This is a genomic window from bacterium (assembly GCA_030018315.1).
GTDB lineage: Bacteria > Hydrothermota > UBA3073 > JACQXS01 > JAGMCI01 > JASEGA01.
Genome location: JASEGA010000039.1, coordinates 1 through 11026 on the forward strand (window position 1 = coordinate 1; position 11026 = coordinate 11026).

At 35.6% G+C, this 11026-nt stretch carries 8 protein-coding genes; 4 read left to right on the top strand and 4 right to left on the bottom strand.

What is annotated here, in order from left to right; genetic code table 11:
- Nucleotides 1-140 precede the first annotated feature (140 nt).
- From QMD71_09315 to QMD71_09330, 4 genes are read left to right on the top strand one after another with little or no spacing between them, the layout of a single operon-like run.
- Nucleotides 141-1565, top strand: a complete 1425-nt coding sequence (locus QMD71_09315; GenBank protein MDI6841026.1) for a radical SAM protein — start codon at nt 141-143, stop codon at nt 1563-1565.
- 12 nt (nt 1566-1577) lie between these two features.
- Complete coding sequence (locus QMD71_09320) at nt 1578-4211, top strand: hypothetical protein (GenBank protein ID MDI6841027.1); 2634 nt, start codon at nt 1578-1580, stop codon at nt 4209-4211.
- A complete protein-coding gene (gene wecB, locus QMD71_09325; GenBank protein MDI6841028.1) occupies nt 4212-5306 on the top strand; it encodes a UDP-N-acetylglucosamine 2-epimerase (non-hydrolyzing) in 1095 nt (364 codons plus the stop codon).
- Between the two features lie 20 nt (nt 5307-5326).
- Nucleotides 5327-5953 carry a class I SAM-dependent methyltransferase gene (locus tag QMD71_09330; protein ID MDI6841029.1) on the top strand — a complete coding sequence of 209 codons (627 nt, stop codon included), beginning with the start codon at nt 5327-5329 and terminating at the stop codon, nt 5951-5953.
- A 9-nt stretch (nt 5954-5962) separates the two neighbouring features.
- Here the strand turns inward: QMD71_09330 and QMD71_09335 are convergent, their stop codons facing one another.
- The 4 genes from QMD71_09335 to secD all read right to left on the bottom strand — a co-directional run bounded on the left by QMD71_09335 (nt 5963) and on the right by secD (nt 10879).
- A complete protein-coding gene (locus tag QMD71_09335) occupies nt 5963-7405 on the bottom strand; it encodes a capsule assembly Wzi family protein (protein ID MDI6841030.1) in 1443 nt (480 codons plus the stop codon).
- Nucleotides 7406-7524: 119 nt separating this feature from the next.
- Nucleotides 7525-8445, bottom strand: a complete 921-nt coding sequence (locus tag QMD71_09340) for an alpha/beta hydrolase (GenBank protein ID MDI6841031.1) — start codon at nt 8443-8445, stop codon at nt 7525-7527.
- Complete coding sequence (gene secF / locus QMD71_09345) at nt 8442-9332, bottom strand: protein translocase subunit SecF (protein MDI6841032.1); 891 nt, start codon at nt 9330-9332, stop codon at nt 8442-8444. Before secF ends, QMD71_09340 begins: the two co-directional genes overlap by 4 nt.
- Nucleotides 9329-10879: a protein translocase subunit SecD gene (gene secD, locus QMD71_09350; GenBank protein MDI6841033.1), complete on the bottom strand. Its 1551-nt coding sequence runs from the start codon at nt 10877-10879 to the stop codon at nt 9329-9331. Before secD ends, secF begins: the two co-directional genes overlap by 4 nt.
- Between the last annotated feature and the right edge of the window lie 147 nt (nt 10880-11026).

Sequence of the window (11026 nt, forward strand, 5' to 3'; positions counted from 1 at the left end):
AAGTCAGAGGTTGAAAATCAAAGGTGCCAAAAATATTTATTCAACAAAGCAAGTAAAAAGTGACTTGTTTGTTAATTGCAAATTTGTACATAATTTTTTATTGACATAAATATTGTTTTGCAATATTATTTTAAAATAAAATGTGGGTAGTATCAAAAACTAAATTTGATGTCGTTAAACTTAGGGCTTTACTTTATAATGCACTATCAAAAAAAATTATAAGTTCAGCCACTCAAGTTGAATCCAATGGCAGGACTCACCTTGAGCATATTCTTGATAGTTATGTAAATAATGAAGTCTTGTCATTTAAAGACAAAGTAAAATTTTTCCCATTAAAGAAGATTCTGGATATAGTGAGAAGGGCATTTAATCAATCTGACGACCAGTTTAAAAAATCACTCCTTAACCCTACCATGCGTAAAATTCTATTAAATTCACTTAAATCACTTGAAAAATATGGACTAACTACACCGCAGAATTTTTATTCGCCTATGATGGTGGTTTGGAATTTCACTTATAAATGTAACCTTAGGTGTAAGCATTGCTATGAGAATGCAGGTATCCTACGAAACGGCAACTTTACTGAGCTTAGTATTGATGAGAAGTTTCAAGCTCTTGATAAACTCTCAAGAGAGAATATACCTACTATATTTTTTTCTGGTGGCGAACCATTAGCAGGTGAGGGCTTCTTTGAAATAGCAGAGGCTGCTAAAAAGATGGGGTTCTATTTATCAATAGCTACAAATGGTACACTCTTCAATAAAGAAAACGCTCAGCGTGCTAAAGAGATTGGTTTTGGCTATGTAGCAGTGAGTTTAGACGCCGCTACTCCTGAGGTTCATGATAGATTTCGTGGTATGCCCGGTATGTGGCAGCGCTCAATAAATGGGATAAAAAATCTCATAGATGCAGGTGTTACTACCTGTATCCAATACACATTAGCAAAAGATAATTTAAGTGAACTACCAAAAATGTTCAGTTTGTTAAAAGAGATAGGAGCTTATAAATTAATAATATATAATTATATACCTGTAGGCAGGGGTGAATTTGAATCTGACCCAACTCCTGAAGATAGGGAGTCCGCATATAAGCTAATGTTTGAACAACTTGATCTCGGTTATCATATAATAGCTACCACATCACCTCAATTTGGTAGGTATTGCCAAGAGATGAGGGCAGGTTCTGTAATAATTGCACATTATGCAGATGCAAAATCAGAAGAGTTTGGTGCTATTGCAGACATTGTAGGTGGCTGTGGTGCAGGTAGAGCTTACTGTGCTTTACAACCAGATGGTATAATAACTCCATGTGTTTACATGCCAGATTTGCAAATAGGTAATATAAAGACACAAGAATTTAGAGAAATTTGGGATGCTCCCTTGATGGCGCAGTTTAGAGACAGGTCTGACCTTTGGGGTCATTGCAGCAATTGTAACTATAAAGCTGTGTGTGGAGGTTGCAGGGCACGTGCTTATGTCTATACCGGTGACATAAAAGGACCTGACCCTGGTTGTATATATAATCGAGAATATTACTATAAAGCTCAAATGTCAAAGCTCAAATGATAACTGTATGAAATGAGCAAGACACGAATTTTATTTAGCTTACTTTTTATCGGCTTTGTAGCAAAAGGTGCGACTTTTGAGCTTAAAACTCCTCATTATCAAATAAAAGATGGTTTTATTGAAATTTCCGAAGGATCCTGTGGAGACGAGTTTGGTTCAATCCTTATCCCCGGCAATCCATTCCTACCTTGTAAACTTGTGCGGATTGCAATCCCACCTGGCAGTGAGATTATTAATTATGATATAAAACGCGAACTCCAACTTATTCCTGGTGATTACTCAATTATTCCTGTTCCTCCTGAATTAAATGAGATTGCTTCGCTATCGCTCGCAATGACAAATGAAAGCAATTACTCGATAAGGAAAACAATTAAAAACTATACAGAAACATACGACTCTACTTACAGTTTAAATAGACTCTATCCAGCAACTGCTGGTACTTACTTAGGGATGCACAAATTGTATGGATATAACATCACAAAATTTCTAATTTTACCATTCGCTTATAATCCAGTAACTTCAAAACTTTATTACTCTCCATTTGTAACAATAAAGCTTAATTATACTCACCAAATTCATTTCCCTGTTTTAGACACAACTTTTGATGCAATTTTAAAATCCAATATAATTAACTTTAGCCAAATAAGAGAATGGTATAAAGCAGTAGGTAGAATACGGGATACAGAATACAGGGAACGTATGTATGTGATAATTACACATCCAACCCTTGCATCTACTATTAAAGATTTTGTCCTCTGGAAGAAAAGTCTTGGCTATAGTGTCAAAATTACAACTCATTCTCAAGTTAATGATGTAATAAATTGGGATCCAAAATATGTTCTTATTATAGGTGATGCTGTAGGGGCAATTCATGAATTGCCCCTACAGGCTATTATTGGTAGGATACCGTATACTGAGCCTAAACTTGTAGCTTCTATATTAGAACATACTATAGAATTTGAAATTAACAAAATAAGAAATAATATCCTATTTGTGAAAGGTGTAAGCAATTATGGGAACGAAGATTATTCAGGGGTAGCTATGGAAGATAAATGCATACTTTTAGATGAACTCAAATCCGTTGTCCAGATGAATCCAGATTGGTATTACAATGAGTCCATTGATAAAGAAATTACCGGTAAATATTCAATAGTTAATTTTTTATCTCCTGGAAAGCAATGGCTGTATGACGATGGAGATAGGGTGCCTGAATTCAATGAGCTGATAGCAAGCAATTATATCATTCGGAATGATGTTTCATATCTTGTATTCTCACCTTTTGCTGGTTTTGATTTCTTAAAGCAGGGCGCAGTTTGTGTTGTCTCACCTGATTCCTCCTCACAATATATCGTAGGATGGCAAACTCCATCATTTGGTGGTAATCAGAGCTTTAATTATGCATTTTTAAAATATTTGCTGCTTAATCCGACAGTAGGAGATGCATTTCTACAAGCTAAATTGTGGTATGAGACTTGTTTTCCACAAGATACACAAAATATAAATGCATTTAAAATTTGGGGCGACCCCAGCATCAAGTTAAAATGGACACCTCAAACTGATGTAGGAATAACACATACTCCTTTGATGTGGCTTCCCCCTGATACAAGCTTCTTTCCAAGCTGTTACACTCACAATTTTGGCAGTAATATAGCTTTAAATTGTAAATTATACTGTGAGATAGATTCAAGTAAAATACCAATTTATAGCCATTACATTGCAATTGATACCATTAAGCCTTCACAAGATATATTTGTTAAATTTCCTGAATGCAGGGTTAATGGAATTGGCATAAGTTACAGAGTAAGATTTGAGCTGTTTTTGCCACAAGATGAGAATCCAATTAACGATACTCTATCAACTGTGGCTAATATAGCAGCCGGTGATTTCTTAGTTTTTGCCCCTGACACTGTATCCATACTTAATAATACACTTTATGAACTTGGTTATAAAGGTGTATGGAGTAGTGAAATTACTTCTCTATATCCGTGGCTTAAAAATTTCAATTCTATCTTTGTCTCTATTAAATTATCGCAAGAAGAAACCGATTCTATTATAAACTTTGTCAGAGCTGGTGGCAACCTTTATGTTGAAGGTAACAATGTTTGGTTAAATAAATTATTAGAAGGAAAAGTTACTGATGAAGAATGGTTTGTTCCAAAAGGCTATGTTTCTACTCATACAGATTCTAACAATAATGTTACCGGCTTTTATTATGAAGACAAATACAAAATTTGGTGCCTAAAATTTGAGCTCTCAACCCTTGAAAATCCTTCTCTAATATCCCAATTAGTTGACTCTGTGATGCACTTTTTTGGTATAAAGAGTAGAAAAGGAGAAGCCACAGCAGCTGAAATTGCCAACCTCCTCCTATTACAGAGTCTTCCAAATCCTTTTAGGACTCAAACCATAATAAAATTTAAAATCCAAAAAACCCACTGTCCGATAAACTTATCAGTTTATAATCTAACAGGCAATTTAGTAAAAAATTTACTCACTGGCTACTTCTCACCTGGTGAATATGAGGTATTGTGGGACACTTGTGATGAATCTAGCGTTCCAGTAGTAAATGGAATCTATTTTCTGAGACTTCAAAGTGACACTGAAAGCCATCTTGGCAAGCTAATAGTCCTAAGATACCTAAGATAAATTAACACGAAGAAAATATTACTTGTAAGTGGGGCGCGTCCTAATTTTATGAAACTCGCTCCTTTAATTGAAGAACTAAGAAAGTTTCCATCCAAGTTTACTCCCATCCTTGTCCACACAGGTCAGCATTATGATTATGAGTTATCAGAAGTCTTTTTCCACGACCTATCCCTCCCGGAGCCAGATTTATATCTCGGTATAGGGTCGGGCTCTCACAGTGAACAAACTGGCAAGGTACTGATTGAATTTGAGCGTGTTGTCTTAAACAAGCATCCTGACATCATTATCGTAGTGGGTGATGTCAACTCTACGCTTGGCTGTTCAATTGTAGGTAGTAAGCTTATGATTCCAATTGCACATATTGAGGCAGGACTCAGAAGTTTTGACCGTTCAATGCCAGAAGAGATAAACCGTGTAGTTACAGATGTATTATCCGATTTTTTATTTACTACTGAAGAGGCAGGAAATAAAAATTTATTACGTGAGGGAATTCCAAAATCTAAAATCCACTTTGTTGGTGACATTATAGTAGACTCTCTTTCAAGAACTATTAAGATTTCACGAGGCTCGCACATTATTGACGAATTAGGGCTTAAGCCGAATGATTATGCAATTTTAACTATTCATAGACCGTCAAATGTTGATATAAAGGATAATTTGTCTCATATAGTTGATGCAATTAAAGAAATCGCAACTCGCATAAAAGTTGTATTTCCAATACATCCGAGGACTCAAAAGAATATAGATAAGTTTAATATTTCGCTTGATATTAAGAACCTTATACTAACCCAACCTTTGGGGTACCTTGATTTTTTACACCTTGAGAAGCATGCTAAATTTGTGCTTACAGATTCAGGCGGTGTCCAAGTTGAGACTACAGTTTTAAACATACCCTGTCTAACATTAAGAGATAACATAGAAAAACTCGCTACTATTGAGATTGGCACAAATTTACTTGTTGGTAATAACAAGTCCAAAATAATTAACGAAGCTCTCAAAATCCTTGCTGGTAAAGTAAAGAGTGGTAAAATACCACCCCTCTGGGACGGGCATACTGCAGAACGTATAGTAAATGTACTAACCTGTCTCGCCTAGCCAAGGCGAGTAGAAAACATTTGTTAACCTACAACTTCCCATATTTATACGAATTATCATTTAAATTACCACCCGCCTTACTTTGGCGTAAAAATAGTATAAGGGCTCTTATCCATGAACTTAACAGGTTTAAACTCAAGCCCCAAAAGATACTCGATGTGGGTTGTGGGACTGGCGTTTTGATTCCAATAGTTAAGAAGTTATATCCAACTTCCGAAATACTTGGTATAGATAATTCTAAACCTATGATAGACTTTGCAATAAGGCGTTGCGGTAAAATCGCTAAGTTCAAAGTAATAAACTTTTTTGATTACAAAGGGAAACACGATTTAATTATTATGTTCTACAGCTTTTACTTTTTTCCATGGACTCCGGCTATAGATAAAATTAAAGAGTTGCTCTCACCATCTGGAATATGTATAATGGTAACCTGTAGTAGAGCTCTATTTAGCGTATTACACCAATTTTATGTAACCAAACTTTTAAAAACTAACGTATGGCTTTATTCACCACACGCGTTTTACTCATCGTTCTCTGATGCAGAATTTTCTTTAAGCTCAAAATTTTTAAGCGAGATAGAGGGCAGTTATATTCTGTCAATTAAGAAGAACGCATCGTCTACAGTAAAATCGAGTGTATCAAACTAAAAGCTATTTTTATCTCCAAGTAATAGCAATTTTACCCACTGGGATGTATTTTTTATAAGATGGTTTACAAATACCAACTTCTGCGAAAATATTAAGATTATATCGGCTGATTTTAAAAATACTTATTCCCAATCTTGTATCAAGGTAAGTTTGGACTGTAGGTGATAAAAAATTATTAGTTGGGAAATATGTCCCATTAATTCTTGGATGTTCGGGTATTGGCCATAAAGCATTTACCTTCCCTCCTCCATGTCTTGTATACGATATTTCACCGTAGAAATCAACTGTTGGTGTAAAATGGTAAGTAACTTTTGCAAAAACATTATCAAAATCCGGTCCCATAGGATGGCCAATTGGATAACCCAAATACTCCCACCTTTGCCACGGAATAAAGCTCGTATAAGTCCATCTTGTTATTCTTGTATACTCAGATAATATAAATATTCTCTGCAACTTCAATGGGTCTGCCACCTCAATTCCAACCATGCATCCAATGTGGTTCGGCTCTTTCTGTGCATCTGGAAGAAGTTGAAAATCATCTATAAGTAGTTCACCATAAACGGCTAAATTTTTAATGTCAATTCTTCCATCTATACCCCAAAATATATTGTTATCCACTCCTTTAATGAATTGATAAGGCAACCACAATGCGATGGGATTTAAATAATGTAAATCAGGGATAACATTTGGACCCCCATATATAACGGCTTCAGTAAATCCTATATTTATCCAATCTTTAGGCAATAAATCAACTCTATGTAATGAAATGAACCGTCTCGAATTTACTGTATCAGTGTAAATAGTGTCTCCGTTAAACATGTATTCTAAGGTATCAGCTAATAGGTCTTCAAGTCTTGAGAACAAGAAGCTTATTTTAAATCTTAAATTTTCATATGCTGCTAATACCCCATCCATAGGTGGGAAGCTACCTGATAGGAGAAGATTGTGTCTTGGTGACTGTCCAATTGCAAACCGTTCCTTCCCAAGAAGAAAAGAGAAACTTTTTACTGCCACTCTTGTAAATACACGTTCATAATCTGCAGCTGCAATTTTATACTTCTTTGTAGGCCATAACTGACTATTACCAAATTTTACAGCTGGCTCTAAAATTATATCTATTGGTTCTTTTTCATAAGAAATGAAAGTAGTCACTCTAACATCGCTTGTACTATCCAATGTAGTTTCAGTTTTAAAAACTGGCTGTCTAATTTTGTAAGTAAGCCATTCATCCAGCCATTCCTGTTTTGGTATTTCTTTTATGAAGTAATTTTTTATATTTGGATATCTAACAATTGGTAATCCCCTAACTCTAAGTTCTTCTATGGTTTCTATTAACTGGTCGTTTGAAGGTACATATAATAGATTCTTCACTTCGCTCAGAATGACAGTGGGAAATGTATGTGATATCATCAAAATAAAAACTGTTGTAAGTATGCTTTTGTTGCAACCCATATGATAGAATATCAAAATTACATATTAAATCTTAAAAACGACAAAATCTTGAAATCCAAATGTCTGTGAAATTCTCAATATCCAAATTCAAAACCATAAAACTTACCCATTATTTAGCATTATTTAAAAGCTGATTTGAAGAAGTTTATAACTTTTTGTTCATATTCATCTCTTGCAATATAATAGCTTTCAAGGTGCTGAGCACCTTCCACTATCCACAATTCCTTAGGCTTTGATGCTGCTTTAAATATTTCGTATGCATCCTGTGTCTGTATTTCTCTATCTTCACTTCCATGAATTATGAGTATAGGTTTAGGTGCTATTTTAGGCATAAATTTTATCAAGTTTAATTCTTTAGGCTTAAATTTAAGCCTTAAACCCGCAGCCCACACAGCTGGTGGTATAAACGGATACTTAGGTGCTTTAAAGTGTTTTCTTGCAAATGATGTAACTGCTGAATAAAATGATAAATAAGCGCCATCTGATACGACAGCTAAAAGCGCTGGCTCTTCAGCCTGTACCATAAGAGCTACTGTTCCACCCATTGAAACTCCAATTGCACCAATCTTTAAGGGCAGGGTGGACATCCCCTCGCCCTTAAGAACCCCACTCCCCCGAAAGGTAGAGTTTGATTTTAACCATCTTATCACTGTTTTAACATCTTCACATTCATAATATCCGAGTGAACAATATTTTCCACCACTTTGTCCATGACCTCTAAAATCAAACATTACTACATTATAACCTGCACGATGTAAAAACTGTGCTATGTCAATACAATCACCTTTATCAGTTCCATACCCATGACAGATTATAATTGTAGCTTCGACTACTTTATCAGCAGGTGCTGGAATAAACCAAGTTTTGAGTGTAATTCCGTCATTTGTGATAAGGCTAATATTCTCATATTTTAGACCAAAATTATCTGGCTTATATGGGGAAATAAATCTTTTAGGTGCGATTATCAGTTGCGATGCCTTCCAAAGGTAAGCTATGCAGAGAATTACAAGTAATAAAATTAGTCTCCATTGCAGACTCATCTCTTCGTAAGCTTAGATGGTGCTACTCTTTCCCACGCAACTACAAGCGCAGACATGATATAAACTGTTGAATATATTCCAGAAATTGTACCAACAATCAAAGCAAATGCAAAATCATGGATTACTCTTCCCCCAAATAAAAAGATAGCTATCAGAACACATAGTAGAGTGAATGATGTAAGTACAGTTCTCGCTAATGTTTGATTAACTGATATATTAATGATTTCTGGGAGTGTATTTTTCTTAAGAATCCTCAAGTTTTCCCTCACTCTATCAGCAACAACAATGGAGTCATTTATAGAGTAGCCAATAATTGTAAGTAAAGCAGCTACTATTGGAATATTAACCTCTTTATCAAAAATAGAGATAAATGCCACAGTAACCAATACATCATGTATAAGTGCTACAACTGCAGTTACCCCCCACCTAAAAGTGAACCTAATAGCTACATAAATAAGTATCATTATCCATCCAAGTAATACAACCAAGACAGCTCTCATCTTAAATCCTTGTGACACCGATGGTCCGACAAGCTCTTCTCTTTCCACAGTAGGTCGTGGATTAAACAGGTTTGCTATTTCTTCACCTACTCCTTCTTTTGGTACAGTCTTTATTAAATAGTAGCCCTGCAACTCTGTTACTATTTTCTGCACAACTGCATCTCCGAGTCCAATTTTAGATAGATTTTCCCTTATATATCCGGTTTCAATTGGTTGTTCAAACCTCAATTCTACAATTGAGCCGCCTGTGAAGTCAATTCCGTATTTCAGACCACGATGTGTAATGATAGAGACTATTCCCATAATAATTAAAGCACCCGATAGTGCATAAGTATACTTTCTTATCCCAATAAAATTAAATTTTGTGTTCTTAAATATTTGAATCATATTGATAGTCTTTTTATCCCTTTAGAAGTAGCAAAATCCAGTATCAGTTTAGTCATTGTCACAGCAGTAAAAATATTTGCTACAAGTCCAATCATAAGTGTTATTCCAAATCCTTTAATAGGACCCGTTCCAAAAAAGTATAGAATAGCCGCTGCAATAAATGTAGTAACATTTGAATCAATTATCGTCTTAAATGCTCTTGAGTATCCTGCATCAATAGCTGCCCTAATCGTCTTTCCCCCAGCTATTTCTTCTCTAATCCGCTCAAATATTAAGATATTAGCATCCACCCCACTTCCAATTACCAATACAATTCCAGCTAATCCTGGCAGTGTAAGGGTAGCTTTAAATCCTGACAAGACCGCAAGTAAGAAGAATATGTTAAAGAACAATGCAAAGTCTGCCAGTGCTCCACAAGCTGCATAATATATGACCATAAATAGAAGAACGACAACAGCTCCAATATACATAGATCTCAACCCTGTTCTAATTGAATCTGCTCCTAATGACGGTCCTACTGTACGCTCTTCCACAATTTTAACTGGTGCAGGTAAAGCTCCCGACCTTATAATAAGTGCCAAATCTTGCGCCTCTTTAAAAGGAGAGGTCCCCATTTCAATCATAGACCTACCTCCTGCAATTCGCTCTATAACTACTGGTGCAGACTGTACAATTCCATCCATTATAATTGCAATTCTTCTTCCAACATTAGCACCTGTAATATGTGCCCACTTTCTCCTTGCTTCAGCTGTCATTGTAAGGTCTACACGAGCACCAACTGGATTCTTCGCAGTCCCAATCCCTGGCTGTGCATCCACAATTGCGTCACCCATAAGACAGGCTTCCTTTTTCACAAGCAATGGCTCCACATATCTCTCATTTTCGTACTCAACAGGTTTGCTCCATAATAATGTATCGTCTCCAGGAATAAACTGTAAAGCTCCCTCCATATTGATATATTTATTAAATAGCTCTATATCCCGTTCTGCTACTCTTCCGTTATAAAAAATAAGAGAAGTAACTGGATTTTCCAGCACTTCAAATGTATCTTTAGCAGTCTCAATTTGTTTCTTGTATACAAATTCGTCTATCTTTTTAAACACTTCTTCTGTAATTTTATCCTTTTCTACCAGCTTAAACTCGAGTTGTGCTGTCCTTCCAATAATTTCTTTTGCCCGCGTTGCATCCACTACCCCTGGTAGTTGTATAACTATACGGTTAGCTCCTTGTTTTGCTATACTTGGCTCTGATACCCCAAACTGATCAATCCTATTCCTAAGTATCTCAAGTGCTCTATCAGTAGCACCCTTTCGTTTATCTTCTGGTATTTTGGAGGCATCAACCTCAAGTACGAGATGCATCCCACCTTGTAAATCGAGCCCAAGGTGTATTGTCTTATCTCTAAGCTTTTTGAGTTCAGCTTTTCCCATCATTTCCTTTTTTTCAGCAGTAAGTCTTGTGTATCTCCAGGTATAGGATAGTTGCCATCCTGCAATAATCACTGAAATAATGATAATTATAGCTCTCGCTTGTAACTTTGGTCTCATATAATAGAAATTAAGTTTAAATTATCCTCATAAATTGTCAAGAAAAATGTATTGACATGTTACTGTTAAGGTAGAATGTCCTCCTTATTGTTAAGCAAGAATGTCCTCATGTTCTCTATTATGCTCTATATCTCTTGCCTTTGCAAG

Excerpts from the sequence above, each read along its gene's own strand:
- QMD71_09315 (MDI6841026.1), top strand. The coding sequence starts at position 141 with ATGTGGGTAGTATCAAAAACTAAATTTGATGTCGTTAAACTTAGGGCT.
- QMD71_09320 (MDI6841027.1), top strand. The coding sequence starts at position 1,578 with ATGAGCAAGACACGAATTTTATTTAGCTTACTTTTTATCGGCTTTGTA.
- QMD71_09335 (MDI6841030.1), bottom strand. The coding sequence starts at position 7,405 with ATGGGTTGCAACAAAAGCATACTTACAACAGTTTTTATTTTGATGATA.
- QMD71_09340 (MDI6841031.1), bottom strand. The coding sequence starts at position 8,445 with ATGAGTCTGCAATGGAGACTAATTTTATTACTTGTAATTCTCTGCATA.
- secF (MDI6841032.1), bottom strand. The coding sequence starts at position 9,332 with ATGATTCAAATATTTAAGAACACAAAATTTAATTTTATTGGGATAAGA.
- secD (MDI6841033.1), bottom strand. The coding sequence starts at position 10,879 with ATGAGACCAAAGTTACAAGCGAGAGCTATAATTATCATTATTTCAGTG.